21 protein-coding genes and 2 tRNA genes are annotated in these 25,945 nt (G+C 58.0%); 19 read left to right on the top strand and 4 right to left on the bottom strand.

What is annotated here, in order from left to right; all coding sequences use genetic code 11:
• Positions 1-35: 35 nt before the first annotated feature.
• From carB to ACODSV_RS12155, 3 genes are read left to right on the top strand one after another with little or no spacing between them, the layout of a single operon-like run.
• Positions 36-3,257 carry a carbamoyl-phosphate synthase large subunit gene (gene carB / locus ACODSV_RS12145; RefSeq protein ID WP_024077442.1) on the top strand — a complete coding sequence of 1,074 codons (3,222 nt, stop codon included), beginning with the start codon at positions 36-38 and terminating at the stop codon, positions 3,255-3,257.
• Positions 3,254-3,730: a transcription elongation factor GreA gene (gene greA, locus ACODSV_RS12150; RefSeq protein WP_024077441.1), complete on the top strand. Its 477-nt coding sequence runs from the start codon at positions 3,254-3,256 to the stop codon at positions 3,728-3,730. The genes carB and greA overlap by 4 nt, the downstream gene beginning before the upstream one ends.
• Positions 3,731-3,758: 28 nt before the next feature.
• The gene (locus ACODSV_RS12155) at positions 3,759-4,163 is read left to right on the top strand and encodes an MFS transporter (protein WP_069077027.1); all 405 of its coding nucleotides are present in this window, start codon (positions 3,759-3,761) and stop codon (positions 4,161-4,163) included.
• Positions 4,164-4,172: 9 nt separating this feature from the next.
• Here the strand turns inward: ACODSV_RS12155 and ACODSV_RS12160 are convergent, their stop codons facing one another.
• The gene (locus ACODSV_RS12160; RefSeq protein WP_017139256.1) at positions 4,173-4,481 is read right to left on the bottom strand and encodes a YhbY family RNA-binding protein; all 309 of its coding nucleotides are present in this window, start codon (positions 4,479-4,481) and stop codon (positions 4,173-4,175) included.
• 105 nt (positions 4,482-4,586) lie between these two features.
• On the opposite strand from ACODSV_RS12160, the gene rlmE reads away from it, so the two are divergent.
• The 16 genes from rlmE (at position 4,587) to ACODSV_RS12240 (ending at position 20,811) form a co-directional block, all read left to right on the top strand.
• Positions 4,587-5,237, top strand: a complete 651-nt coding sequence (gene rlmE / locus ACODSV_RS12165) for a 23S rRNA (uridine(2552)-2'-O)-methyltransferase RlmE (RefSeq protein ID WP_015885924.1) — start codon at positions 4,587-4,589, stop codon at positions 5,235-5,237.
• Between the two features lie 200 nt (positions 5,238-5,437).
• Positions 5,438-7,348, top strand: a complete 1,911-nt coding sequence (gene ftsH / locus ACODSV_RS12170; protein WP_032803717.1) for an ATP-dependent zinc metalloprotease FtsH — start codon at positions 5,438-5,440, stop codon at positions 7,346-7,348.
• An 8-nt stretch (positions 7,349-7,356) separates the two neighbouring features.
• On the top strand, positions 7,357-8,208 hold the full coding sequence (gene folP / locus ACODSV_RS12175; RefSeq protein ID WP_024077438.1) for a dihydropteroate synthase: 852 nt from the start codon (positions 7,357-7,359) through the stop codon (positions 8,206-8,208).
• Between the two features lie 16 nt (positions 8,209-8,224).
• On the top strand, positions 8,225-9,562 hold the full coding sequence (glmM, locus tag ACODSV_RS12180) for a phosphoglucosamine mutase (protein WP_150054434.1): 1,338 nt from the start codon (positions 8,225-8,227) through the stop codon (positions 9,560-9,562).
• A gap of 66 nt (positions 9,563-9,628) precedes the next feature.
• Entirely contained in the window at positions 9,629-10,384 is a 756-nt protein-coding gene (tpiA, locus tag ACODSV_RS12185) for a triose-phosphate isomerase (protein ID WP_150054435.1), read from the top strand.
• A 4-nt stretch (positions 10,385-10,388) separates the two neighbouring features.
• On the top strand, positions 10,389-10,772 hold the full coding sequence (gene secG, locus ACODSV_RS12190; RefSeq protein WP_010206600.1) for a preprotein translocase subunit SecG: 384 nt from the start codon (positions 10,389-10,391) through the stop codon (positions 10,770-10,772).
• A 22-nt stretch (positions 10,773-10,794) separates the two neighbouring features.
• Positions 10,795-10,880, top strand: a tRNA-Leu gene (locus ACODSV_RS12195).
• 96 nt (positions 10,881-10,976) lie between these two features.
• Positions 10,977-11,053 (top strand) — tRNA-Met (locus tag ACODSV_RS12200).
• A gap of 140 nt (positions 11,054-11,193) precedes the next feature.
• Positions 11,194-11,652: a ribosome maturation factor RimP gene (rimP, locus tag ACODSV_RS12205; protein ID WP_032865935.1), complete on the top strand. Its 459-nt coding sequence runs from the start codon at positions 11,194-11,196 to the stop codon at positions 11,650-11,652.
• Positions 11,653-11,699: 47 nt separating this feature from the next.
• Positions 11,700-13,181 carry a transcription termination factor NusA gene (nusA, locus tag ACODSV_RS12210; RefSeq protein WP_150054183.1) on the top strand — a complete coding sequence of 494 codons (1,482 nt, stop codon included), beginning with the start codon at positions 11,700-11,702 and terminating at the stop codon, positions 13,179-13,181.
• A gap of 27 nt (positions 13,182-13,208) precedes the next feature.
• The gene (gene infB / locus ACODSV_RS12215) at positions 13,209-15,734 is read left to right on the top strand and encodes a translation initiation factor IF-2 (RefSeq protein WP_024077435.1); all 2,526 of its coding nucleotides are present in this window, start codon (positions 13,209-13,211) and stop codon (positions 15,732-15,734) included.
• A 159-nt stretch (positions 15,735-15,893) separates the two neighbouring features.
• Complete coding sequence (rbfA, locus tag ACODSV_RS12220; protein ID WP_024077434.1) at positions 15,894-16,289, top strand: 30S ribosome-binding factor RbfA; 396 nt, start codon at positions 15,894-15,896, stop codon at positions 16,287-16,289.
• Between the two features lie 3 nt (positions 16,290-16,292).
• On the top strand, positions 16,293-17,210 hold the full coding sequence (gene truB / locus ACODSV_RS12225) for a tRNA pseudouridine(55) synthase TruB (RefSeq protein ID WP_010562682.1): 918 nt from the start codon (positions 16,293-16,295) through the stop codon (positions 17,208-17,210).
• Between the two features lie 115 nt (positions 17,211-17,325).
• Positions 17,326-17,595 (top strand): 30S ribosomal protein S15, encoded by a 270-nt coding sequence (gene rpsO, locus ACODSV_RS12230; RefSeq protein WP_003176135.1) that lies wholly within the window; start codon positions 17,326-17,328, stop codon positions 17,593-17,595.
• Between the two features lie 195 nt (positions 17,596-17,790).
• Positions 17,791-19,896: a polyribonucleotide nucleotidyltransferase gene (gene pnp, locus ACODSV_RS12235; protein WP_150095452.1), complete on the top strand. Its 2,106-nt coding sequence runs from the start codon at positions 17,791-17,793 to the stop codon at positions 19,894-19,896.
• A gap of 297 nt (positions 19,897-20,193) precedes the next feature.
• Positions 20,194-20,811 (top strand): BON domain-containing protein, encoded by a 618-nt coding sequence (locus tag ACODSV_RS12240; protein WP_024077432.1) that lies wholly within the window; start codon positions 20,194-20,196, stop codon positions 20,809-20,811.
• Between the two features lie 149 nt (positions 20,812-20,960).
• Here ACODSV_RS12240 and ACODSV_RS12245 read toward each other — a convergent pair whose 3' ends face one another.
• The 3 genes from ACODSV_RS12245 to ACODSV_RS12255 all read right to left on the bottom strand — a co-directional run bounded on the left by ACODSV_RS12245 (position 20,961) and on the right by ACODSV_RS12255 (position 25,938).
• Positions 20,961-23,894 carry a DUF748 domain-containing protein gene (locus ACODSV_RS12245; RefSeq protein WP_150095451.1) on the bottom strand — a complete coding sequence of 978 codons (2,934 nt, stop codon included), beginning with the start codon at positions 23,892-23,894 and terminating at the stop codon, positions 20,961-20,963.
• Between the two features lie 89 nt (positions 23,895-23,983).
• Positions 23,984-25,000: a class I SAM-dependent rRNA methyltransferase gene (locus ACODSV_RS12250; protein WP_102623720.1), complete on the bottom strand. Its 1,017-nt coding sequence runs from the start codon at positions 24,998-25,000 to the stop codon at positions 23,984-23,986.
• Positions 25,001-25,068: 68 nt separating this feature from the next.
• Complete coding sequence (locus ACODSV_RS12255; RefSeq protein ID WP_024077429.1) at positions 25,069-25,938, bottom strand: oxygenase MpaB family protein; 870 nt, start codon at positions 25,936-25,938, stop codon at positions 25,069-25,071.
• Positions 25,939-25,945 lie beyond the last annotated feature (7 nt).

A 25,945-nucleotide genomic window follows, 5' to 3' on the forward strand; every position in this document is an offset into this window, starting at 1 on the left:
TTGCCGACTGACCTGCGGATTTGAGTGACAAACCCATGCCAAAACGTACTGACATAAAAAGCATCCTGATTCTCGGCGCTGGCCCGATCGTAATCGGCCAGGCCTGCGAATTCGACTACTCCGGCGCCCAGGCCTGTAAGGCGCTGCGCGAGGAGGGCTACCGCGTCATCCTGGTGAACTCCAACCCAGCCACTATCATGACTGACCCGGCCATGGCCGACGCCACCTACATCGAGCCGATCAAGTGGCAGACCGTTGCCAAGATCATCGAGAAAGAGCGTCCGGACGCACTGTTGCCAACCATGGGCGGCCAGACCGCCCTGAACTGCGCCCTGGACTTGGAGCGCGAAGGCGTCCTGGAGAAATTCGGCGTAGAGATGATCGGTGCCAATGCCGACACTATCGACAAGGCTGAAGACCGTTCCCGCTTCGACAAGGCCATGAAGTCCATCGGCCTGGCGTGCCCACGTTCCGGTATCGCTCACAGCATGGAAGAAGCTAACGCGGTCCTCGAGACCCTGGGCTTTCCGTGCATCATCCGTCCTTCCTTCACCATGGGCGGCACCGGCGGCGGTATCGCTTACAACCGTGAAGAGTTCGAAGAAATCTGCGCCCGTGGCCTGGACCTGTCTCCGACCAAAGAGCTGCTGATCGACGAATCCCTGATCGGCTGGAAAGAATATGAGATGGAGGTTGTCCGCGATAAGAAGGACAACTGCATCATCGTCTGCTCCATCGAAAACTTCGACCCGATGGGCGTGCACACCGGTGACTCGATCACCGTGGCTCCAGCACAGACCCTGACCGACAAGGAATACCAGATCCTGCGTAACGCCTCCCTGGCGGTGCTGCGTGAGATCGGTGTGGAGACTGGCGGTTCTAACGTGCAGTTCGGCATCTGCCCGACCACCGGTCGCATGGTCGTTATCGAAATGAACCCGCGTGTGTCCCGTTCGTCGGCCCTGGCCTCGAAGGCTACCGGTTTCCCGATCGCCAAGGTCGCGGCCAAACTGGCCGTGGGTTACACCCTGGACGAACTGTCGAACGACATCACCGGCGGCAAGACCCCGGCGTCCTTCGAGCCGTCCATCGACTACGTCGTGACCAAGCTGCCACGTTTTGCCTTCGAGAAATTCGCCAAGGCTGACGCGCGCCTGACCACCCAGATGAAGTCGGTGGGTGAAGTCATGGCCATCGGCCGGACCTTCCAGGAATCCCTGCAGAAAGCCCTTCGTGGTCTGGAAGTGGGTGTTTGCGGCCTGGACGAAAAACTTGACCTGAGCAACCCGGAAAGCATGAGTGTGCTCAAGCGCGAGCTGACTGTGCCTGGGGCTGAGCGTATCTGGTACGTCGCTGACGCCTTCCGCGCCGGCATGACCGTCGAAGACATCTTCGGCATGAACATGATCGACCCGTGGTTCCTGGTGCAGATCGAAGACCTGATCAAGGAAGAAGAGAAGGTCAAGACCCTGGGCCTGGCCAGCATCGATCGCGACATGATGTTCCGCCTCAAGCGCAAGGGCTTCTCCGACCAGCGCCTGGCCAAGCTGCTGGGTGTGACTGAGAAAAACCTGCGCACGTACCGCCACAAACTGGAAATCTTCCCGGTCTACAAGCGCGTTGACACCTGCGCGGCCGAGTTCTCCACCGACACTGCCTACCTGTACTCCACTTACGAGGAAGAGTGCGAAGCGGCGCCGTCGGGTCGCGACAAGATCATGATCTTGGGCGGCGGTCCAAACCGTATCGGCCAAGGTATCGAGTTCGACTACTGCTGCGTACACGCCGCTCTCGCCCTGCGCGAAGACGGGTACGAGACCATCATGGTCAACTGCAACCCGGAAACTGTTTCCACTGACTACGACACCTCCGATCGTCTGTACTTCGAGCCAGTGACCCTGGAAGACGTGTTGGAAATCGTGCGCGTCGAGAAGCCAAAAGGCGTGATCGTCCAGTACGGCGGCCAAACCCCGCTGAAACTGGCACGTGCCCTTGAAGCTGCCGGCGTGCCGATCATCGGCACCAGCCCGGACGCTATCGACCGTGCAGAAGACCGCGAGCGCTTCCAGCAAATGGTTGAGCGCCTGAACCTGCGTCAGCCGCCAAACGCCACTGTACGCAGCGAAGACGAAGCCATCCGTGCAGCCAGCAAGATCGGCTACCCGTTGGTGGTGCGTCCTTCCTACGTACTGGGCGGCCGTGCGATGGAAATCGTCTACGAAGAAGAAGAACTCAAGCGTTACCTGCGTGATGCGGTGAAAGTATCCAACGACAGCCCGGTGCTGCTGGATCACTTCCTCAACTGCGCCATCGAGATGGACGTGGATGCTGTTTGCGACGGTACCGACGTGGTCATCGGCGCAATCATGCAGCACATCGAGCAGGCGGGCGTTCACTCCGGTGACTCAGCATGCTCGCTGCCGCCTTACTCGTTGCCAGCGCACATCCAGGACGAGATGCGCGAACAGGTCAAGAAAATGGCCCTGGAGTTGGGCGTGGTCGGCCTGATGAACGTACAGTTGGCGCTGCAGGGCGAAGACATCTACGTCATCGAAGTCAACCCGCGTGCCTCGCGTACCGTGCCGTTTGTGTCCAAGTGCATCGGCGTGTCCCTGGCCATGATCGCTGCGCGTGTGATGGCAGGTAAGACCCTGAAGGAAATCGGGTTCACCAAGGAAATCATTCCGAACTTCTACAGCGTGAAAGAGGCGGTGTTCCCATTCGCCAAATTCCCTGGCGTGGACCCGATCCTGGGCCCAGAGATGAAGTCCACCGGTGAAGTGATGGGTGTGGGCGATACCTTCGGCGAAGCTTTCGCCAAGGCTCAAATGGGCGCCAGCGAAGTGTTGCCAACCGGCGGTACTGCTTTCATCAGCGTGCGTGATGATGACAAGCCACTGGTTGCAGGCGTGGCCCGTGATCTGATCAACTTGGGGTTCGAAATCGTGGCCACCGCCGGGACCGCCAAGCTGATCGAAGCTGCCGGCCTGAAAGTGCGTCGCGTGAACAAGGTGACGGAAGGCCGTCCGCACGTGGTCGACATGATCAAGAATGACGAAGTCACCCTGATCATCAACACCACCGAAGGTCGCCAGTCGATTGCGGACTCTTACTCCATTCGTCGTAACGCCTTGCAGCATAAGATCTACTGCACCACTACCATTGCTGCTGGCGAAGCTATCTGCGAAGCGCTCAAGTTCGGTCCGGAAAAGACCGTGCGTCGCTTGCAGGATCTACACGCAGGATTGAAGGCATGACCAAATACCCAATGACCGTCCAAGGCGCGAAGGCCTTGGAAGAGGAGCACGCCCATCTGACCAAGGTCGTACGTCCAAAGCTGAGCCAGGACATCGGTACGGCCCGCGAGCTGGGTGACTTGAAGGAAAACGCCGAATACCACGCTGCTCGCGAGCAGCAGGGTATGGTCGAGGCGCGGATCCGTGACATCGAAGGCCGTATGCAGAATGCGGTGATCATTGACGTCACGACCATCCCGCATACTGGCAAAGTGATTTTCGGCACAACAGTGGAAATCGCTAACGTCGAGACAGACGAAAGCGTGGTCTACCACATCGTGGGTGAGGACGAAGCTGACTTCAAACTCGGCAAGATCTCCGTTGGTTCTCCACTGGCTCGCGCCTTGATTGCCAAGGAAGAGGGTGATGTGGTGGCGGTCAAGACGCCTGGCGGCGTGATCGAGTACGAGATTGTTGAAGTCCGCCATATCTGAAAGGCGGCGCCCGCTTCGTGCGGGCGCTATGCTTTGGCAGCTTGCCCAGATGCTTTGGGTGGGTGGCCTGTGGCTGTTGCACATTGGCGTGGTACCGGCGCTGGGTCTGATTGGTCTGGCGCCGTTGCTGATCGATGAAATCGATGGATTATTGAGCGCGTTGCTGGTGAGTTTCGCAGCGGCGTGCGTGACGCTTCAGGCACTGGTGCTGATCAAGGCCGAAGGCTTGGGGAGTTTGTGGCGGGATATTCGCGGGCAACTGCTGTTGATGGCGCTGTATGCATGCGCGATGTTTTGCGTGGTGCGTGTATGGCTGCCGGAAGCGTTGCGCTGGCAGTTATTCAGCTATCTTGTGCTAGGGTTTTCCGGCCTGGTGCTGGTCATGCAGCCGGCGCCCGGGTGGAGTGGCGGGGCGCGCGAGGCGCGCCCGTGACCCTTGTTGTCATTTGAAGCGATGAACGTTCGACAGTTGCTTGTTGACGCTGAAGTTCTTGCGATACAGCAGCGCCATCTTGCCGATGACCTGAACCAGGTCCGCCTTGCCCACCTTGCACAGTTCTGCAATGGCGGCCAGGCGCGCTTCGCGGTCAAGGATGTTGACCTTGATCTTGATCAGTTCGTGATCGCCCAGTGCGCGTTCAAGTTCGGCTAACACACCTTCAGTCAAACCGTTGTCTGCCACAATCAAAACTGGTTTCAGATGGTGGCCAATGGATTTGTACTGTTTCTTCTGCTCTTGAGTGAGCGGCATAATCTGACCCCTGCGTCTGATCTTGTAAAAAGCGGCGGCCAGTTTACCCGAGCGAGTCCGGGACCGCCCAGTTAATCACGACCCGTTTTATTTTCGAGGTGGCCCGTGGCCCGTTCCAAAACTAGCCTTAAGTGGCTGCAAGAGCATTTCAACGATCCTTACGTCAAAAAGGCGCAAAAGGATGGCTATCGTTCCCGGGCCAGCTACAAGCTGTTGGAGATCCAGGACAAGGACAAGTTGATTCGTCCAGGCATGAGCGTTATCGATCTTGGTGCGGCCCCTGGTGGGTGGTCCCAGGTGACCAGTCGTCTGATTGGTGGTCAAGGTCGCCTGATCGCTTCCGACATCCTCGAAATGGACAGCATCCCGGACGTGACCTTCGTTCATGGCGACTTTACCCAGGACACCGTGCTCGCCCAGATCCTCGAGGCTGTGGGAAATTCGCAGGTAGACCTTGTGATTTCCGACATGGCCCCCAATATGAGTGGATTACCGGCCGTTGATATGCCGCGGGCCATGTTCCTTTGCGAATTGGCGCTGGATCTGGCGGGTCGGGTGTTGCGTCCTGGTGGCGATTTCCTGGTGAAGGTGTTCCAGGGAGAAGGTTTTGACGAGTACCACAAGAACATCCGCAAGTTGTTCGACAAGGTGCAGACGCGTAAGCCTGACTCTTCCCGGGACAGGTCCAGAGAGCAATACTTGCTGTGCCGCGGCTTCCGTGGTGTCGAAGGCGCGGCGAGTGAAGAGCGTTTTTGAGGAATTCGAGGAGGGCGATAGGTTTTTTTATATCGCTTTCGTCACGAAGCTTTACGAATATTGTGTAGTCAAAGTTTCACAAAGGGTTACAGACGGCGCCTGCCAGAGTTGTAGGTAATGTAGTAAGTTAGGCCGGTGAATATCATGCGAAGCGCGCGCCAGTAGCGGAGCTTGCTTCAGAGGGTAGTTAATTGAACGATATGGCAAAGAATCTGATCCTGTGGTTGATCATCGCGGCTGTCCTCGTGACGGTGATGAACAACTTCTCCAGCCCTAACGAGCCGCAGACCCTCAACTATTCCGACTTCATCCAGCAAGTTAAGGATGGCAAGGTCGAGCGCGTAGCGGTTGATGGCTACGTGATCACCGGCAAACGCAACGATGGCGACAGCTTCAAGACCATTCGTCCGGCAATTCAGGACAACGGTTTGATCGGCGACCTAGTGGATAACCACGTGGTTGTTGAAGGCAAGCAGCCTGAGCAGCAGAGCATCTGGACCCAGTTGCTGGTCGCCAGCTTCCCGATCCTGGTGATTATCGCCGTGTTCATGTTTTTCATGCGCCAGATGCAAGGTGGTGCGGGAGGCAAGGGCGGGCCGATGAGCTTCGGCAAGAGCAAGGCGCGCCTGCTCTCCGAAGACCAGGTGAAAACCACCCTGGCTGACGTTGCTGGTTGCGACGAAGCCAAGGAAGAAGTCGGTGAACTTGTAGAGTTCCTGCGCGACCCAGGCAAGTTCCAGCGCCTGGGCGGCCGTATTCCTCGCGGGGTGCTGATGGTTGGTCCTCCAGGTACCGGTAAAACCTTGCTCGCCAAGGCGATTGCCGGTGAAGCCAAAGTGCCATTCTTCACCATTTCCGGTTCTGACTTCGTCGAGATGTTTGTCGGCGTCGGTGCCAGCCGTGTTCGCGATATGTTCGAGCAGGCCAAGAAGCACGCACCGTGCATCATTTTCATCGACGAAATCGATGCCGTAGGTCGTCATCGTGGCGCTGGCATGGGCGGCGGTCATGATGAGCGTGAGCAGACCCTCAACCAGTTGCTGGTTGAGATGGATGGTTTCGAGATGAACGATGGCATCATCGTAATCGCCGCGACCAACCGTCCGGACGTGCTGGACCCTGCGCTGCTGCGTCCAGGTCGTTTCGACCGCCAGGTGGTGGTTGGCTTGCCGGATATCCGTGGTCGCGAACAGATCCTGAAAGTCCACATGCGTAAAGTGCCGATGGGTGACGACGTGGCTCCGGCCGTGATCGCCCGTGGTACCCCAGGTTTCTCGGGTGCTGACCTGGCCAACTTGGTAAACGAGGCTTCGCTGTTTGCGGCCCGTACCGGCAAGCGCATCGTTGAAATGAAAGAATTCGAGCTGGCGAAAGACAAGATCATGATGGGCGCTGAGCGCAAATCCATGGTCATGTCCGAGAAAGAGAAGCAAAACACCGCTTATCACGAAGCTGGCCACGCCATTGTAGGGCGTGTGGTGCCTGAGCATGACCCTGTCTATAAAGTTTCGATCATTCCTCGTGGTCGGGCGCTGGGTGTCACCATGTTCCTGCCGGAGGAGGATCGCTACAGCCTCTCCAAGCGTGCGCTGATCAGCCAGATCTGTTCGCTGTACGGCGGTCGTATCGCTGAAGAGATGACCTTGGGCTTCGACGGGGTGACCACCGGTGCCTCCAACGACATCATGCGTGCCAGCCAGATTGCACGGAACATGGTGACCAAGTGGGGGTTGTCGGAAAAACTCGGTCCGTTGATGTATGCCGAGGAAGAGGGTGAAGTATTCCTGGGTCGTGGTGGTGGCGGTCAGAGCGCCAGCTTCTCTGGTGAGACAGCCAAGCTGATCGACTCCGAAGTGCGCAGCATCATTGACCAGTGCTACGGTACGGCCAAGCAGATCCTGACCGACAATCGCGACAAATTGGATGCGATGGCTGATGCGCTGATGAAGTACGAAACCATCGATGCCGATCAGATCGACGACATCATGGCTGGCCGTACACCGCGTGAGCCTCGCGATTGGGAAGGTGGTTCAGGTACCTCGGGTACTCCGCCAGTGGTGCAGAATGAACGCCCTGAAACCCCGATCGGCGGCCCCGCAGCTGACCACTAAGGTTTGAAATGACTTTTGCGTTGTCCTCTACCCGGTTGCCTTGCGGCAACCGGGTTCTTGATTTGGCCCAGACACATGTCATGGGCATTCTTAATGTCACCCCTGATTCCTTTTCTGACGGCGGCCGCTTCAGCCAGCTGGACGCAGCGTTGCGTCATGCTGAGTCGATGGTGGCTGCAGGAGCGACCCTGATTGATGTCGGTGGTGAGTCCACTCGGCCTGGCGCTCGCTTTGTTTCTCCGTTGGAGGAACTGGAGCGCGTGGCGCCGGTTGTCGAGCGCATTGCTCGTGAACTGGATGTCATCATATCGGTTGATACATCCACGCCAGCGGTGATGCGTGAGGCAGCGCGCCTGGGTGCGGGACTCATCAATGACGTGCGTTCGCTGCAGCGTGACGGTGCCTTGGATGCGGCGGCGGCGTCCGGCCTTCCAGTGTGCCTGATGCATATGTTGGGCGAGCCCGGCAACATGCAGGACTGCCCTCACTATGACGACCTGGTGGGTGAAGTGAGTGGGTTCCTTGCTGCACGGATCGCCCAGTGCGCCACTGTTGGCATCCCGCCTGAGAAGATCATCCTTGATCCCGGGTTCGGGTTCGCCAAGACCTTGCAGCACAATTTAAGCCTGTTCAAGCATATGGAAGCTTTGCATGCCCTTGGTCGGCCCCTGTTGGTTGGGGTTTCGCGCAAGAGCATGATAGGGCTCGCCTTGAATCGTCCGGTGGGTGAGCGGTTGTACGGTGGCCTTGCACTTGCGGCGCTTGCGGTAACCAAGGGCGCGCGTATCTTGCGCGTGCATGATGTCGCCGAGACCGTCGATGTGGTGCGAATGATCGCCGCTGTAGAATCAGCCGAATAAGAATGATGGAGCACTTATGACTAAAAAATACTTTGGCACCGACGGTATCCGTGGTCGGGTCGGCGAATATCCGATTACTCCTGATTTCATGCTCAAGCTGGGTTGGGCGGCCGGTATGGCGTTCCGTAGCATGGGCGCATGCCGCATCCTGGTGGGCAAGGACACCCGTATCTCGGGTTATATGTTTGAATCGGCACTGGAGGCGGGTCTGTCCGCTGCCGGTGCTGACGTTATGCTGCTGGGGCCGATGCCGACTCCGGCGATCGCATACCTGACGCGTACTTTCCACGCTGAAGCCGGTATCGTGATCAGTGCTTCGCACAATCCCCATGACGATAATGGCATCAAGTTTTTCTCGGGGCAGGGCACCAAGCTGCCTGACGAGATCGAGTTGATGATCGAAGAGCTTCTGGATGCGCCGATGACGGTGGTCGAATCCAGTAAGCTGGGCAAGGTGTCGAGAATCAATGACGCGTCTGGCCGTTATATCGAATTCTGCAAGAGCAGTGTGCCAAGTAGTACCAATTTTGCGGGGTTGAAGATTGTTGTCGACTGCGCCCATGGTGCGACCTACAAGGTGGCGCCAAGTGTATTCAAGGAATTGGGTGCGCAGGTTACCGTGCTGTCGGCTCAGCCTAACGGGCTGAACATCAATGAAAACTGCGGCTCGACCCATATGGAGCAACTGCAGGCAGCCGTTCTGGCTGAGCATGCCGACCTGGGTATCGCCTTTGATGGCGACGGTGATCGTGTCCTGATGGTTGATCACACCGGTACCGTGGTTGATGGCGATGACCTGCTGTTCATCATCGCTCGCGACCTGCATGAACGTAACAAGCTGCAAGGCGGCGTCGTTGGCACGCTGATGAGTAATCTCGGGCTTGAGCTGGCCTTGGCCGAGCTGGGGGTTCCGTTTGTTCGTGCCAATGTGGGTGACCGTTATGTGATCGCCGAATTGCAGGAGCGTAATTGGCAGGTGGGTGGCGAGAACTCGGGGCACGTGGTGTGCTTCCAGCACACGACTACGGGCGACGCCATTATTGCCGCGCTACAAGTGCTGCTGGCATTGCGTCGACGCGACGAGAGTCTTGCCCAGGCGCGTCAAGCCCTGCGCAAATGTCCGCAAGTGTTGCTCAATGTGCGATTTTCCGGTGGTGATAATCCGATCGAGCACCCTGCTGTCAAAGAGGCCTGCGAGCGCGTGACCCTGGCGATGGCGGGACGTGGTCGCGTATTGCTACGCAAGTCCGGTACGGAGCCTTTGGTGCGCGTTATGGTCGAAGGCGAGGATGAAACACAGGTTCGGGGGCACGCCGAAGACCTGGCAAAACTGGTAACTGAAGTTTGCGCCTGAATTCGGCTTGCCAGTGATGATGTGGTTGGGTAACATCTGCGCCCACTTTGACCGACGAGGTACAGCATGCGTCGCACTATGGTAGCTGGTAACTGGAAGATGCACGGTACCCGCGCCAGTGTCGCTGAGCTGATCAATGGCCTTCGTCACTTGGCCTTGCCTAGCGGTGTTGATGTTGCGGTTTTCCCGCCTTGCCTGCATATCACCCAAGTGGTTGATGGCTTGAAAGGTAAGTCGATTCAGGTCGGCGCGCAGAATTCTGCAGTGGAAGCCATGCAAGGTGCTCTGACGGGTGAAACTGCACCAAGTCAGTTGGTCGATGCGGGTTGTTCCTACGTGCTTGTCGGGCACTCCGAGCGCCGTCAGATGATGGGTGAGCGTGATGGAACGCTCAACCGCAAGTTCGCGGCAGCACAGGCTTGTGGCCTGATTCCAGTGTTGTGCATAGGGGAGACCCTTGAGCAGCGTGAGTCGGGTAAGACTCTTGAGGTTGTCTCGCGTCAGCTGGGCAGCATCATTGAAGAGTTGGGTGTTGGTGCATTTGCAAGGGCAGTAATTGCTTACGAGCCGGTCTGGGCCATTGGTACCGGGCTGACTGCTACACCGCAACAGGCGCAGGATGTGCACGCAGCCATCCGCGCGCAGTTGGCGGCAGAGAATTCTGAAGTCGCACAAGGTGTGCGTCTTCTATACGGCGGCAGCGTGAAGGCGGCCAATGCGGTCGAACTGTTCGGCATGCCGGATATCGATGGGGGGCTCATTGGTGGAGCCTCCCTGAATGCAGATGAGTTCGGTGCGATTTGTCGCGCCGCGGGAAACTGAAAAAATGCTGGAAACAGTCGTAGTCGTTTTTCATCTGTTGGCTGCCCTGGGCGTAGTTGCCCTGGTTTTGTTGCAACAGGGTAAAGGTGCGGATGCTGGTGCGTCTTTCGGTGCAGGTGCTTCAAATACTGTATTCGGAAGCCAAGGTTCCTCTACCTTTCTTAGTAAGTTTACTGCTATACTTGCCGCCGGTTTCTTCATAACCAGCTTGGGGTTAGGTTACTTTGCTAAAGAGAAAGCTCATGTGCTGACTCAAGTAGGTCTCCCAAACCCAGCGGTGTTGGAAGTGCCAAAAGCAAAACCGGCTTCTGATGATGTCCCGGTGCTTCAAGAGCAAAAGTCTGCTACTCCAGCGACTGACGTACCTCCAGCTCAAGAGCAGAAGTAAGAAGGGTTGTAAACGCTGTATTGCCGAGGTGGTGGAATTGGTAGACACGCAACCTTGAGGTGGTTGTGCCCATAGGGTGTAGGGGTTCGAGTCCCCTTCTCGGTACCAATTATCAGGAGAGCCCGCTGTTGCGGGCTTTCTTGTAGGTGGAAGGTTACATTGACCCTGTAAGGGATCGGTCGTATACTTCCGCCCCAGCTTTGTCGCGGGGTGGAGCAGTCTGGTAGCTCGTCGGGCTCATAACCCGAAGGTCGTCGGTTCAAATCCGGCCCCCGCAACCAGTTTTAGCGGAGCCCCTTTTAAGGGGCTTTTTGTTAGCTGGACACTTTCAACGCCGCTGTTCGACGGCGTTTCAAGGATGGGCGTTTCGCCCATTTTTTTATTTTGCACAGCATGCACATACATGCACGAGGGGGTTCAGGTGTCGAGCAAGCTAGAAGAGTTGCAGGCCTTGCTGGCCCCGGTGGTCGTGGCCCTAGGCTATGAATGCTGGGGTATTGAGTTTTCGGCTCAAGGTCGCCACTCAATGTTGCGCGTTTATATCGATAAAGAGGGCGGCGTGCTGGTGGACGATTGTGCCATTGTCAGTCGTCAGATCAGCGGTGTCCTGGATGTTGAAGATCCAATCGCCGTTGAATACACCCTCGAAGTTTCCTCGCCAGGCATGGAACGCCCACTGTTCACTATTGATCAGTTTGCAAAATTTGCCGGTGAACAAGTGAAGATCAAGCTGCGATCTCCCTTTGAAGGGCGACGCAATTTTCAGGGCCTTCTGCGCGGTGTAGAAGAGCAGGACGTCGTGGTGCAGGTAGAAGACCATGAGTTCCTGTTGCCGATCGATATGATCGACAAGGCCAACATTATTCCCAGTTTTGACTGAGACGCGGATCCCGCGGATCCAATGGCTTGCGAAAGGCGAGGCGTACGATGAGCAAAGAAGTACTGCTGGTTGTTGAGTCGGTATCCAATGAAAAGGGCGTACCGGCAAACGTGATTTTTGAAGCGCTGGAGTTGGCCCTGGCCACTGCTACCAAAAAGCGTTTTGAAGACGAAGTTGATCTGCGTGTGGAAATCAACCGCCACACCGGTGCCTATGAGACTTTCCGTCGCTGGACGGTCGTCGAAGAAGCCGATCTTGATGATCCGGCCATTGAAACCTGGCCAAGCAAGGTTGCTGAAACGCATCCTGGTGCCAAGGTGGGTGATGTTGTCGAAGAAAAGATCGAATCGATCGAGTTCGGCCGTATTGCTGCACAGACCGCCAAGCAGGTCATCGTGCAGAAGGTTCGCGAAGCCGAGCGCGCTCAAGTCGTTGACGCCTATCGCGAGCGCCTGGGAGAAATCATCTCGGGTACTGTGAAAAAAGTTACCCGCGACAACGTGATCGTCGACCTGGGCAACAACGCCGAAGCGTTGCTGGCCCGTGAAGACATCATCTCTCGCGAAACCTTCCGTGTCGGCGTGCGTCTGCGTGCGCTGCTCAAGGAAATCCGCACCGAGAACCGCGGCCCTCAGCTGATCCTGTCGCGTACCGCGCCGGAAATGCTGATCGAACTGTTCCGTATCGAAGTGCCGGAAATCGCCGAAGGCCTGATCGAAGTCATGGCTGCGTCCCGGGACCCGGGTTCGCGCGCCAAGATCGCGGTCCGCTCCAAGGACAAACGCATCGACCCGCAGGGCGCTTGCATTGGTATGCGCGGTTCGCGCGTCCAGGCAGTGTCGGGCGAATTGGGCGGTGAGCGTGTGGACATCGTCCTGTGGGACGATAACCCGGCGCAGTTCGTGATCAACGCCATGTCGCCGGCTGAAGTGGCGGCAATTATCGTTGACGAAGATGCCCATGCAATGGACATCGCCGTTGGCGCAGACAATCTGGCTCAGGCCATTGGTCGTGGTGGTCAGAACGTGCGTCTGGCCAGCCAACTGACCGGCTGGACCCTGAACGTGATGACCGAATCGGACATCCAGGCTAAGCAGCAAACTGAAACCGGTGACATCCTGCGCAACTTTATCGACGAGTTGGAAGTCGACGAAGATCTGGCGCAGGTGCTGGTAGATGAAGGCTTCACCAGCCTGGAAGAGATTGCCTACGTACCGTTGGAAGAAATGCTCAACATCGACGGCTTTGACGAAGACACCGTCAACGAGCTTCGCGCTCGGGCCAAGGATCGTTTGTTGACTAAAGCCATCGCTACTGAGGAAAAGCTGGCAGACGCCCATCCGGCCGAAGACCTGCTCTCGCTTGAGGGTATGGACAAGGATTTGGCGATGGAACTGGCGGTGCGCGGCGTAATTACCCGCGAAGACCTGGCCGAGCAGTCTATTGACGATCTGCTCGACATCGACGGCATTGACGATGATCGTGCCGGCAAGTTGATCATGGCCGCCCGAGCCCATTGGTTCGAGTAATTAGGCGCGGCCTGAGGAGAGAAGTGCATGACGCAAGTCACGGTGAAACAACTGGCCGATGAGGTCAAAACACCGGTAGAGCGCCTGTTGCAGCAGATGCGTGAGGCAGGTCTGCCGCACACCGCCGCCGATGAAGGTGTGAGCGATAGTGAGAAGCAGTCTTTGCTGACTCACTTGAAGAGCAGCCACAAGGCGAAAGTGGAAGAACCGCGCAAGATTACATTGCAGCGCAAAACCACCAGCACCCTGCGTGTTGCTGGTAGCAAGAGCATTAGCGTTGAAGTGCGCAAGAAGAAAGTCTTCGTGCAGCGCAGCCCGGAAGAAATCGAAGCCGAGCGTAAACGCGAACTGGAAGAACGTCGTGCAGTAGAAAATGCTGCTCGCCAGAAGGCTGAAGAAGAAGCCAAGCGTCGCGCCGAAGAAGAAGCGCGTCGCCAGCCTGCTGCTGCGCAACCTGCTGCCACTGATGCAGTCGCGGCCCCTGCTGCGCCTGTAGAAGCTGTGCGTGAGGCCGCTCCGGTTGCCGCGGCACCAGCACCTGCTGCTGACGCTCGTAAACGCGACGAACCTCGTCGTCCGGACAAGCCACGTGCCGACGATAACAATCGTCGCGGTGGTGGTGGTGATGGCGAGCGCAAAAACGCTCCGCATCGCGCCTCGGTCAAAGAGAAAGCGCCTGCGCCACGCGTTGCGCCACGGACTACCGACGAAGAAAGCGATGGCTTCCGTCGTGGTGGTCGCGGCAAGGCCAAGCTGAAAAAACGCAACGCCCACGGTTTCCAGAGCCCAACCGGCCCTGTCGTGCGTGAAGTGAAGATCGGCGAGACCATCACTGTAGGCGACCTCGCCCAGCAGATGTCGGTCAAGGCAGCTGAAATCATCAAGTTCATGTTCAAGCTGGGCACCCCGGCCACCATCAACCAGGTACTGGACCAGGAAACTGCCCAACTGGTTGCGGAAGAGCTGGGCCACAAAGTGACCCTGGTCAGCGACACAGCCCTGGAAGATTCCCTGGCCGAGTCCCTGAAGTTTGAAGGTGAAGCCGTTTCCCGTGCACCAGTCGTGACCGTAATGGGCCACGTTGACCACGGTAAAACTTCCCTGCTCGACTACATTCGTCGTGCCAAGGTTGCAGCAGGTGAGGCTGGCGGTATTACCCAGCACATCGGCGCCTACCACGTTGAAACCGATCGCGGCATGGTGACGTTCCTCGACACTCCAGGTCACGCCGCGTTTACCGCGATGCGTGCCCGTGGTGCCAAGGCGACCGACATCGTGATCCTGGTGGTCGCAGCGGACGACGGCGTGATGCCACAAACCATCGAAGCCGTTCAGCATGCCAAGGCAGCTGGCGTACCGTTGGTGGTGGCAGTGAACAAAATCGACAAGCCGGGCGCTGATCTCGATCGCATCCGTAGCGAATTGTCGGTTCACGGCGTGACTTCTGAAGAGTGGGGTGGTGACACTCCATTCGTACCGGTCTCCGCGAAGATGGGTACTGGCGTTGACGAATTGCTTGAAGCCGTTCTGTTGCAAGCCGAAGTTCTGGAACTGACCGCTACTCCATCGGCTCCTGGCCGCGGTGTCGTGGTTGAGTCCCGCCTCGACAAGGGCCGTGGCCCGGTTGCGACCGTCCTGGTTCAAGACGGTACCCTGCGCCAAGGCGACATGGTGCTGGTCGGTTCGAACTACGGCCGTGTACGTGCCATGCTTGACGAGAACGGCAAGTCCATCAAGGAAGCTGGTCCGGCCATCCCTGTCGAGATTCTCGGCCTGGACGGTACCCCGGACGCTGGCGACGAGATGAGCGTGGTTGCCGACGAGAAGAAAGCCCGTGAAGTGGCTCTGTTCCGTCAAGGCAAGTTCCGCGAAGTCAAGTTGGCCCGTGCTCACGCCGGCAAGCTGGAAAACATCTTCGAGAACATGGGGCAGGAAGAGAAGAAGACGCTTAACATCGTCCTCAAATCTGACGTTCGTGGTTCCCTCGAAGCGTTGAACGGCGCCTTGAACGGCCTGGGTAACGACGAAGTGCAAGTGCGTGTTGTTGGTGGCGGTGTTGGTGGTATCACCGAATCCGACGCTAACCTGGCACTGGCTTCCAACGCTGTACTGTTCGGCTTCAACGTGCGTGCCGATGCTGGCGCTCGCAAGATCGTCGAGCAGGAAGGCCTGGACATGCGTTACTACAACGTCATCTACGACATCATCGAAGACGTCAAGAAAGCCCTTACCGGCATGCTTGGCAGCGACGTCCGGGAAAATATCCTGGGTGTTGCCGAAGTACGTGACGTGTTCCGTTCGCCGAAATTTGGCGCGATCGCCGGCTGTATGGTTATCGAAGGCACCGTTTACCGTAACCGTCCAATCCGTGTACTGCGTGAAGACATCGTTATCTTCGAAGGCGAGCTGGAATCCCTGCGCCGCTTCAAGGATGACGCTTCTGAAGTACGTGCCGGCATGGAGTGCGGTATCGGCGTCAAGAGCTATAACGACGTCAAGGTTGGCGACAAGATCGAAGTTTTCGAGAAGGTTCAGGTTGCTCGCAGCCTCTAACTCGCGCACTTCAAGGGCCACGCCGCGTGTGGGCATGCAAATGCCCCGCGCCGCGTCCGGACTCTAAACGCAACGCCCGGTCTGGCTTTTGTCAGGCCGGGCGTTTGCCGCTTTCAGACCCCACGGATTTCACCGTGTGGCAGTAACAGGTAACAAGACATGGCAAAAGAATACAGCCGTACCCAACGTATCGGCGATCAGATGCAGCGCGAGCTGGCTCAACTGATCCGTCGCGAAGTCAAAGACCCGCGCGTTGGCCTGGTCACTATCACTGCCGTTGAAGTGAGCCGTGACGTGGGTCACGCCAAGATCTTCATCACCGTGATGGGCCAGGACAGCAGCGAAGAAATCGCGCAAAGCATCAAGGTGCTCAACGCTGCCGCCGGCTTCCTGCGTATGCAGCTTGCCCGTGAGATGAAGCTGCGCAGCGTGCCTCAGTTGCACTTCCACTACGACGAAAGCGTCGTGCGGGGTGCGCACCTGTCGGCACTGATCGAGCGCGCAGTGGCTGAAGATAATCAGCACCCGTCCACACCTGAAGACGCCAAGGAGTAAGCGGTGGCTCAGGTTAAACGTATCCGTCGCAATGTCAGTGGCATCATTCTGCTCGACAAACCCATTGGCTTTACCTCCAATGCCGCGTTGCAGAAGGTCCGCTGGCTGCTCAATGCCGAAAAGGCCGGGCACACGGGCAGCCTCGATCCCCTGGCCACCGGCGTGCTGCCGTTGTGCTTTGGCGAGGCCACCAAGTTCTCGCAATACCTGCTCGACTCCGACAAGGGTTACGAAACCCTGATGCAACTGGGCAAGACCACTACCACGGCCGATGCCGAAGGTGATGTTCTGCAGGTTCGCGACGTGACCGTTGGTCGTGCTGATATCGAAGCTGTTTTACCCGCTTTTCGCGGGCAAATCAGTCAGATACCGCCGATGTACTCGGCTCTCAAGCGGGATGGGCAGCCTCTTTACAAGCTGGCACGTGCGGGCGAAGTAGTGGAGCGCGAACCGCGTTCTGTTACTATTGCGCGCTTGGAATTGCTCGCCTGTGAAGGCGACACCGCCCGCTTGGCGGTGGACTGCAGCAAAGGCACCTATATCCGGACCCTGGTGGAAGATATTGGTGAGAAGCTCGGTTGCGGCGCGTACGTTGCAGAGCTGCGACGCACACAGGCCGGACCTTTCAGCCTGGCCCAAACGGTCACGCTGGAAGAGTTGGAGGCGGTGCATGCCGAAGGCGGCAACGAGGCGGTTGATCGCTTCCTGATGCCATCGGACAGCGGTTTGCTTGATTGGCCATTGCTGCACTTCTCGGAGCACAGCGCGTTCTATTGGCTCAATGGCCAGCCGGTACGTGCCCCGGATGCCCCGAAATTTGGCATGGTGCGAGTACAGGATCATAACGGTCGCTTTATCGGTATCGGTGAAGTGAGCGAAGACGGGCGCATCGCGCCGCGTCGACTGATTCGGTCAGAATGACCGAACGAGTGTGGCTGTTAACAGGCACGGTCAACACTCATTTTTAGATACAGGGATTTGTCCCTGGCCTGTTGAAACTGCCCTTTGGGCAGTTTCCTGAAAAAAGGATTGCCTCATGGCTCTCGACGTTCAAGAAAAAGCACAAATCGTAGCTGACTATCAGCAAGCTGTTGGTGACACTGGTTCGCCAGAAGTGCAAGTTGCACTGCTGACCCACAACATCAACAAGCTGCAAGGTCACTTCAAGGCCAACGGTAAAGATCACCACTCCCGTCGTGGTCTGATCCGCATGGTAAACCAGCGCCGTAAGCTGCTGGACTACCTGAAAGGCAAGGATCTGGGTCGTTATCAGGCTCTGATCGGTCGCCTGGGTCTGCGTCGCTAATCAGCGATTGCGCTAGAGGTTGGTTGTCTGCCGTGTGTCAGTGGGATTCCCGCTGGCTCATGGCAGGCTCCCAGCCTCAAGTTTTATCTGGATACACGTTTTACCCCTGGACAACGGTTGGGCCGACTCCCGACATTGCCCAAGAATTTCGTAAGAAGACAAGTTCCCCAAGAGCCACAAAGAAGGTAGGACACCGTGAACCCGGTTATCAAAAAATTCCAGTTCGGTCAGTCGACCGTTACCCTCGAGACAGGCCGTATCGCCCGTCAAGCTTCCGGCGCAGTGCTGGTTACCGTTGACGACGACGTCACCGTATTGGTGACCGTTGTAGGTGCCAAGCAAGCCGATCCAGGCAAGGGTTTCTTCCCTCTGTCTGTCCACTACCAGGAAAAGACTTACGCTGCCGGTAAGATCCCTGGCGGTTTCTTCAAGCGCGAAGGCCGTCCTTCCGAGAAAGAAACCCTGACTTCCCGACTGATCGACCGTCCGATCCGTCCGCTGTTCCCAGAAGGCTTCATGAACGAAGTGCAGGTTGTCTGCACCGTCGTTTCCACCAGCAAGAAAACCGATCCGGACATCGCTGCGATGATCGGTACTTCGGCTGCCCTGGCCATCTCCGGTATTCCTTTCGATGGCCCGATCGGCGCTGCCCGCGTTGCCTTCCACGAAAGCACCGGCTACCTGCTGAACCCGACTTACGAGCAACTGAAAGCTTCGAGCCTGGACATGGTCGTTGCCGGTACTTCGGAAGCCGTGTTGATGGTTGAATCGGAAGCCAAAGAGCTGACCGAAGACCAGATGCTGGGCGCGGTACTGTTTGCTCACGACGAGTTCCAGGTCGTGATCAACGCCGTTAAAGAACTGGCCGCCGAAGCTGCCAAGCCAACCTGGACCTGGGCTGCTGCCCCGGAAGCCACCGAACTGCTGGGCGTTATCCGTGCCGAGTTCGGCGAAGCGATCTCCCAGGCCTACACCATCACCATCAAGGCCGACCGTTACGCTCGCCTGGGTGAGCTGAAGGATCAGGTTGTTGCCAAGCTGTCCGGCGAAGAAGGCCAGCCTTCCGCCAGCGACGTCAAGGCTGCATTCGGTGAAATCGAATACCGCACCGTTCGCGAGAACATCGTTAACGGCAAGCCACGTATCGACGGCCGTGACACTCGCACCGTGCGTCCGCTGAACATCGAAGTCGGCGTTCTGCCGAAGACTCACGGTTCGGCGTTGTTCACTCGTGGTGAAACCCAAGCGCTGGTTGTTGCGACCCTGGGTACTGCCCGTGACGCACAGCTGCTGGACACCCTGGAAGGCGAGAAAAAAGACCCGTTCATGCTGCACTACAACTTCCCTCCGTTCTCGGTGGGCGAGTGTGGTCGCATGGGCGGTGCAGGTCGTCGCGAAATCGGTCACGGCCGTCTGGCCCGCCGTTCGGTTCAGGCCATGCTGCCTGCTGCTGACGTGTTCCCGTACACCATCCGTGTGGTGTCGGAAATCACCGAGTCCAACGGTTCCAGCTCCATGGCTTCCGTTTGCGGTGCTTCCCTGGCGCTGATGGACGCTGGTGTGCCGATGAAGGCACCGGTTGCCGGTATCGCCATGGGCCTGGTTAAAGAAGGCGAGAAGTTCGCCATCCTGACCGACATCCTGGGTGACGAAGACCACCTGGGCGACATGGACTTCAAAGTCGCTGGTACCGCTAAAGGTGTTACCGCGCTGCAGATGGACATCAAGATCAAGGGCATCACCGAAGAGATCATGGAGATCGCCCTGGGCCAAGCCCTGGAAGCGCGCCTGAACATCCTCGGTCAGATGAACCAGATCATTGGTCAGTCCCGTACCGAGCTGTCGGAAAACGCTCCGACCATGATCGCGATGAAAATCGACACCGACAAAATCCGTGATGTTATCGGTAAAGGCGGCGCGACCATCCGTGCGATCTGTGAAGAGACCAAGGCTTCGATCGACATCGAAGACGACGGCTCGATCAAGATCTTCGGCGAAACCAAGGAAGCTGCAGAGGCCGCGCGTCAGCGCGTTCTGGGCATCACCGCGGAAGCCGAGATCGGCAAGATCTATGTCGGTAAAGTTGAACGCATCGTCGACTTCGGCGCATTCGTCAACATCCTGCCGGGCAAAGACGGTCTGGTTCACATCTCCATGCTGAGCGACGCTCGTGTTGAGAAAGTGACCGACATTCTGAAAGAAGGCCAGGAAGTGGAAGTGCTGGTACTGGACGTGGACAACCGCGGCCGTATCAAGCTGTCCATCAAGGATGTAGCAGCAGCCAAGGCTTCGGGCGTTTAATCACCCGCAGGTTTCACGCTGAAAAAAGGGACTCTTCGGAGTCCTTTTTTTATGGGGGCGGAAAAAGCCCGAAAAATCAGTTGTTTAATCCAAGCCAAAAAACCGCAACTTGCACGCAGGCACGACGCGGTTCATGCAAGTTGCACGATTCCGAAAAGATGGGTATTTGTTAATGCATTGTTTTTAAAGGGTTTTTATCTGAATTTCGACTTGGCACAGTGCCTGCAATATCCCTGTTAACGCTGCAGCATCAAGGTCCACACGCTGCAGACTTTTAATAAAACAGGAGTTACTCGTATGAAGAAGTTCGCTCTCGCTACTGCTACCGCTTTGACACTGGCTATGACCAACGTTGCTTTCGCTCAAACGTCTCAAGCGCCGATGACACTGGCTGCTGGCGAAGTGACTAAGGCCAAGGAGTCCACCTCGGATACCTGGATCACCACCAAAGTTAAAGCTGACCTGCTGACCGAAAAAGGCATCCCAGGTTCGGACATCAAGGTTGAGACCAACAAAGGTGTGGTTTCCCTGTCGTCGACCGTTGCCATCTCTGACTCTCAGAAAGCGACTGCTGTAGCGATCACCAAGAAAATCAAAGGCGTAACTGCTGTTTCGGCTGATGGCCTGTTGGCCGGCGGCGCTACCAAAGCAGACAATATCGACAAAACCAAGGGCGCAGCCGCTGATGCCAAAGGCGCAACCAGCGACACTTGGATCACCACCAAAGTGAAGGCTGACCTGGTTACTGAGAAAGGCATTCCTGGCACAGACATCAAAGTCGAAACCAACAAAGGCGTGGTTTCCCTGTCTTCGACGACTGCTGTGACTGAATCGCAGAAAGCCACTGCTGTTGCGATCACCAAGAAAATCAAAGGCGTTAAAGCAGTATCGGCTGATGGCTTGAAAGCCGAGTAACGCTCAACCCATCGCCTGAACTAGGCGCGGCGGCAACGAGTGAGCCAGTTATCCACTCAATGCACCTCACGTGTTCATGCGACCGGCCACAAGGAAGTGGTCATTACAGGCCCCGGCATTCGTGTCGGGGCCTGTTCTATTGTGGAGGGTTACTCGGCATCCAGATGCATTGGTGTGATCACTCGACCGTCTTTCTCGGCCTGGCCCAGATTGGCGTCGATGAAGTACACCCGGTCATCTTCCAGTTGCCCTTTGTCTACCAGGTAATCCTTGATGGTGCTGGCCCGGTCCTGGCCCAGCTGACGTAGCAATACATCACTGCCGCTCCAGAACTTGATCAAGCCGTCCTTCAGCTTCGCCGTGCGCTCATCGCGGCTGAGGTCTTTCCATTCCGCAGGTGGCTGCTGTTTCAAGCGAGTGCGATAGATACCTTCGAGCAGCGGGGCTTTCTCGCTTTCCGGAACCTCCAGCAGGGAGGCCTGGGCTGGAACCTTCTCGCCGCGACGCTGCAGCATCTTGTAGTAGTTGTACTGGTATTCACGTTCCAGTCGCTCCTGGGCCAGTAAGGGGCCGTCACTGCTGGCCGCCGCTGTGCCTTCGATTTCCAGGCGCAGGGCTGGGCGTTCCTTCAGCGCCTTGGCCAGATTGTTCAATGCGCCCTCAGCCTCTTTGCTCAATTCACTCGAGCCGGCGGCGAACGACACGTTACCCAAGTCTTCCGAACCTCCACCGGTAATCAATCCGCCGATGAATTTGAACGGTGCACTCGCCGCGCGCACCACCAGGTTACGCAGGGTCTGCCACACGATCGGCATCACGCTGAATTGCGGGTTGTTCAAGTCACCACTGATGGGCAGTTCGATGGAGATCTTGCCATCGCTGTCTTTAAGCAAGGCAATCGCCAGGCGAATCGGCAAATCCACGGCATCGGCGCTGTCGACCTTTTCACCCAGCTGCAATTGCTCGACCACCACTTTGTTCTCGGCCTTCAACTGGCCCTTGGTGATCACGTAATGCAGGTCGAGGTTGAGACGGCCCTTGCGGATCCGGAAACCGGCGAACTTGCCCGAGTAGGGGGTCAGGGTGGTCAGCTCGACACGTTTGAAACTGGTGGCGATATCCAGCGCTGCCATGGGGTCGAATGGGTTCACGCTGCCTTTGATGGTCACTGGCGCGTAGCGGTCCACCTTGCCCTTGATGTCGACGTTGGCCGGTTTGGCCTGGCGACTGTCGATGGTGCCGATCTGCCCGTTGAGCTGTTGTATTGCGGTCGCAAAGTTGGGCGTGAGGCTGAAGTCGGCGAAGTTGGCCGAGCCGTCGTTGATCGCAATCTGCCCGATATGGATACCCAGGGGCTTATCTTGGCTGGCCGCAGGCTTGGCCGCCGCTTTGGCGCCGCTGTCGGCTGGCTGGGGAATCAACAGGTCGTCCACGTTGGTGGTGCGGTCATCGTTGATCATGAAGCGTGCATACGGCTGCTGCAGGTTGACCTTGTCGATCGACAGGCTGTCGCCATGCTGGTAGTTCAGGCCTTCCAGCACCAGGCGTTGCCACTTGAGGAAGTCACGGGTCTTGAGGGTGTCCAGGGTGTGCAACTGGTCCACCTGGGCCCGGCCGGTTACCTGGAGCTTAAGTGGGTCTGTGCTTTTGAGGTTCACATCCAGGTTACTGCCGAGCATGCCGCTACGCAGTTCCAGACGAATAAACGGGCTGATATAGGATTGGGCGACCCGCAGGTCGATGTCCTGGGTATTCACTTTCAGCTTGGCACTGACGGGGTTGAGGTTGACCTCGCCGGTTGCCTGGATCTTGCCCTGTTTGCCCAGGCCGCTTTCGATCTTGAGGGTGAAGGGGCTTTGGTTGAGGCTATCGAAGTTCTGCATATCGACATTCAACGGCCCCAGCTCCAGCGCGACGACCGGTTTAGCCTGCCGGTCAGCCAGGTGCACCTGGTAGTTGCGCAGTTGCATATCCTTGAGCAGCACTTGCCAGGGTTTGCTGGGCGCTGCCGGTGCAGGTTTTGGCGAGTCGGCAGTGGCCGGTGCGCTGGCCTGTTCCGGTGCCTTGGCCGGTTTGCCTGGTTGGCTGGCGAATAGTTTTTGCCAGTCCAATTGCCCATCGGCTTCGCGGGCGGCCCAGGTTTCCAGCTTGTTGCTGCGGATCTTGCCGACCACCACTTGCTGCTTGGCCAGGTCCACTGTTGTTTCGCTGATGTCCAGGCGCTCCAAGCGTACCAGTGGGCGGCCATCCGGCGCCTTGATGGCAAAAGGCGCGATGCTCGCGGCCGTGTTGTTCAGGTTCAGCGCAGTCTCATTGGCCAGGCTGAATGTGTAGTCGGTACTGAAGTTGAGCACACCGTCCTCAAGCACCAGTGGCAGTGCATCCCGCACATACGGCCACCAGGCTTTCATCTTGCCGTCGGTGACCTTCAATGTGCCTTTGGAGGTGATCGGCACCAGGCTGAAATTGCCTTTCCAGTCGATCTGCCCACCCTGGGGGCCCGCGGCCACGAGGGTCATGTCGGCGTTGTCTTCCGGCAGCGTGCTGAGGTTTTTCAGCTCGAAGTCGAGTTTGTCATAGAGGAACTCGATGGGCTCGCTGGGGCGCAGGTCTTCGAAATGTAAATAGCCGCCGGCCAGCTTGATGTTGTCGATACGCAACGGGAACGGTTTGGCGTTGGGATCGGCCGGGGTTGGCTCGCTGGGCGGCAACTTGAACAGTTGCGCGAGGTTCAGTTGGCCGGATTTGTCGAACAGCAGCTCGGTCTTGGGCTTGTCGAGTTGCACATCCGCCAAGTGCACGGCGCGGGTCCACAGGCTGTCGAGCTGCAGGTTGGCATACAGCCGCTCGAAACCGACCTGTTCCTTGCCTGGATCGCCGATTTGCAGGCCCCACACGGTCAGCTCCAGGCTGAACGGGTTGAGCTCGATGCGTTCGATGCGGGCTGGCACCGTGGCGTAGTTGGCCAGTTGTTGATTGGCTATGCGGAGGGCGATGCCGGGCAAAATCAGAAAGCCCAGCAAGCTGTACAGGGCTACGGCAGTCAACAAGGCGCCAGCGGCGCGAATCAATCCTTTGGGCATGGGGGCGGCGCCATCTATGTCGAACAGGAGTGCCTTGGAGTATGGCACGGGTTTTCGGTTCCGAAGAGCCAGTCCTTTTGCGATAAGTCCTATAACTGCAGGATCATTGTCTTCAGCGGTGGCTGTTGGTCTTGCGAAGGAAAATCGGCGCCGGGCGCCATGATGCGCCAGTCGCGTACCGGGCGCCCCGCTTTCTCGGCGCAACGCAGTACCTGGTCACGCCAATCGTCCATGCTCACTTTTGCCAGGTTGTTACAGCAGATCAGTACGCCGTTGTCGGCGGTTGCCAGCAATGCCGGCTTGAGCAGGCTCTGGTAGTCACGCAGCAGGTCGACGGTGCCGAAGGCGCTCTTGGCCCAGGCGGGCGGGTCGAGTAACACCAGGTCGTATTGACGTTGCTCCAGGCGCGGATAGCTCGGCAGCTTTTGCCCGCGACGCTGAGCGATCGGCAGGCCGGCCAGTTGGCGAATCGCCGGGAAGTAATCGGACTGCACAAATTCCATGGTGGGTAATTGCGGATTCAACAGGCCGTTCTCACGACCGACCGCCAGGTTACCTTCGGCAAAGTCCAGGTTGCACACCTCACGTGCGCCACCGGCGGCGGCACTCAGGCCGACCCCACACGTATAGGCAAACAGGTTCAGTACACTTTTGCCGGCGCTGTGGGCCTTGACCCAACCGCGAGTGTTGCGCAGGTCGAGGAACAGCAGAGGGTCCTGCCCGACATGGCGCCCGCGCACGCGGTAGTTGAGGCCCCATTCGTGGCCGACCAGGTCTTCCAGCGCCGCAGGCTCGGCGCGGTATACCGTGTCTTCGCGGTCGATGCGCGAGTTGCCACGCGAGCGGTCGTTGTACACCAGCAGCAATTCCAGGCCCATGTACTGGTTGATCAGCCGGTGCAGGTCCAGCAGGTCGTGGGTGTCCAGCGCCTGGTGGAAGCTTTGTACCAGCAACTGCGGGCCGTAGCGGTCGATCGTCAGGCCGCCGGCGCCTTCCTGGCTACCATGGAACAGCCGATAGCAATCGGTGCCCTGGGCATGCAGTTCGTTGATCAGGTCCTGGCGTCGATCGAGGGCGGCGCGCAGCGCCTGGTTCAGGGGAGACATGGAGCGCGCCTTGCTTTAGGTAATTGTGGGCAATGAGGGCGCGGAGTCTAACAGCTATGGGCCGCGGGCTACATCAGCCCCATCCGCCGATGGGCGCGTTGGACCGAACCATTGCGCATCGCCCAACGCAACAAGGGCGCGCTACGCTTGACCCCGGCGCGGATCATCTGGCGCTGCAGCGGACTTTGGTGGTGTTCGAGCATGGCGCTGGCCCAGTCCGGCAACAGGTCGATCCCGGCCTGCATCATCAACGCGCCAAAGGGTTTGGCCAGGTGGCTGGGTGCGGGCGCATTGAGCAGCAGGCGCAGCACTTCGCGGCTGCGCTCGTCGCACAGCAGTTGTGGGCGAACACGTGCCAGATAATCCGAGACTTCCTGCCGGGAGCGCGGAACCTGCCGGGCACCCAGGCGTTCGGCCACCAGGGCGATTTCGCTGTAGTAGCGATCCTGGTCCCGCCCCGACAGCTGCGGATTGCGATACCGCAAGTGGGCGGCGAGAAAGTTGCTGACTTCCGCTACGTGTACCCAGGTCAGCAACTCCGGATCGCTGGCCGCGTAAGGCCGTCCGTCCGGGGCGTGCCCGACGACCTGCAGGTGAATGGTGCGCACTTTCTCGATCAGCCACTCGGCGTCTTTGCGCGAGCCGAATGTGGTGCCGGAGATGAATTGCGAAGTACGGCGTAAACGCCCGAGCATGTCCTGGCGAAAATTCGAATGGTCCCACACGCCGGCCAGGGCCAGGGGGTGCAGGGCTTGCAGCATCAAGGCGCTGATGCCGCCGATGAGCATGCTGCTGAAGTCGCCATGGACTTGCCAACTGACCGAGTCCGGGCCGAACAGGCCGGGATCGCCCTTGGGGTTTTCCAGGTCCAGTTGGCCCAGCGACAAGCCGGTGAGGCTCATCAACTGGGTTTCTATACGGCTGCGGATAAATTCCATGGCGACT

This window comes from Pseudomonas sp. FG86 (assembly GCF_057808775.1).